The 289-nt window shown below is 62.3% G+C and carries 1 protein-coding gene; it reads left to right on the top strand.

Annotated elements, in window-relative coordinates; genetic code table 11:
* Positions 1–93 precede the first annotated feature (93 nt).
* The coding region (locus EN869_RS34065; protein WP_189508270.1) for a dihydrodipicolinate synthase family protein at positions 94–289 on the top strand (196 nt) is incomplete at its 3' end.

Below are 289 nucleotides of genomic sequence, written 5' to 3'. Positions count from 1 at the left end.
GCGACTATCCGCTTGGCAAGCGGTACCGCTCCGGGACAAACTGATCAATCTGCATGCTGATCAATCTGTATGCCAGGCTCAAGGAGAATCCGAATGAACGCCACTGTCTTCTCCGGCTGCATGCCGGCGCTGATGACGCCTTGCACCAACGACCGTCAGCCCGACTTCGAGGCGCTCGCGCGTAAGGGACGCGAGCTGATCGCCGCCGGCATGTCGGCGGTCGTCTATTGCGGATCCATGGGCGATTGGCCGCTGCTGAGCGACGAGCAGCGCATGGAAGGCGTCGAGC

The sequence above is a fragment of the Mesorhizobium sp. M2D.F.Ca.ET.226.01.1.1 genome (assembly GCF_004022705.2).
Classification (GTDB): Bacteria; Pseudomonadota; Alphaproteobacteria; order Rhizobiales; family Rhizobiaceae; genus Mesorhizobium.
Note: the sequence above shows the minus strand (reverse complement) of the source record. Positions and strands in the feature narration are given on the sequence as shown.